The organism is Halorubrum sp. AJ67 (assembly GCF_000513435.1).
On sequence record NZ_CBVY010000005.1, the window covers coordinates 72197 to 73521 of the forward strand.

1 protein-coding gene is annotated in these 1325 nt (G+C 66.1%); it reads left to right on the forward strand.

Annotated elements, in window-relative coordinates:
* Positions 1 to 543: 543 nt before the first annotated feature.
* Positions 544 to 1325, forward strand: a 782-nt coding sequence (locus BN903_RS06605) for a phosphoadenosine phosphosulfate reductase family protein (protein WP_048076989.1), incomplete at its 3' end; no start/stop codon positions are given.

Below are 1325 nucleotides of genomic sequence, written 5' to 3' on the forward strand. Positions count from 1 at the left end.
GGTGTCGGAACCGGCGACAACGCGCCCCGGGTTGTCGATGTCTTACATTGCCCTACGCAATCTCAACGGCGCGCGCCTGCGAGCGGTCGCCACAGGCGACCGCGAAGCAGCGTCGCGCGAGGGAGTCGGTCACCGGAGCGAAGCGGAGGTGACCGACGAGGTTGGGGAGGTGTGAGGGCGGTGCTGTGTGGTGCGGGGCGGTGCGGAACGGTGCGGGGCGGGAATCGAAGGGGCAGCCGCGAGGACGAAGACGCGCGACGCAAGGACCACAACGAGGGAGCGATAGCGACCGAGTGAGGACCGCAGCGAGCGCATCGAGTCCTCGCGGCTGGGGCTTCGGGGTTGTGTTCACGTTAGTGACTACGTATCACCGAGCTGCTGGGGCTTCGGCGGTTGTGTTCGGAGACGAAGTCACGTATCACCGGCTAAACGGAAGTTCAATAGCGTTTACGCCGGTATCGGATTCGCCACTCCCAACTGCTGTTCCCACGTATTCGTCTCGGCCCGAAACGGGTATCCCCGCGCGACCGCAACCCGACATCGATGGAGTGCGACAAGTGCGGAGCCGACGCGATCCACCACGCCGCCTACTCCGGGGCGCACCTCTGTGGCCACCACCTCCGGGAGTCGGTCGAGAAGCGCGTGAAGCGTCGGGTCCGCGAGGACGGGCTTCTCGATCCGGACGCGACCCCCGACGATCCCGACCGGTGGGTGATCGGGCTCTCCGGCGGAAAAGACAGCGTCGCCCTGACGCAGATATTAGACGACGTGTTCGGGAGAGACCCCCGCGTGGAGATGCTCGCCTTAACCATCCACGAGGGGATCGAGGGGTACCGCGACGAGAGCGTCGACGCCTGCGTGGAGTTGGCCGACGACCTCTCGATGCGGCACGAACTCGTCTCCTACGAGGAGGAGTTCGGCGTCCAGATGGACGACGTCGTCGAGAAGGACCCCGAGAACATGGCGGCCTGCGCGTACTGCGGCGTGTTCCGCCGGGACCTGCTGGAAACGTACGCCGCCGAGTTCGACGCCGACAAGCTGCTCACCGGCCACAACCTCGACGACGAGGCCCAGACCGCGCTGATGAACTTCCTCGAAGGCGACGTGCGACAGGTCGCGAAACACTTCGACGCCTCGCTCGGTCCCTTCGACGAGCGCGCCGAGACCGACGCGTTCGTCCCGCGCGCGAAACCGCTCCGCGACGTGCCCGAAAAGGAGATCGCCTTATACTGTCACGTCCGCGACCTGCCGACTCACATGGCCGAGTGCCCCCACGCCGAGGAGGCGTACCGCGGCGAGATCCAGTCGACGATCCACGCCTTAGA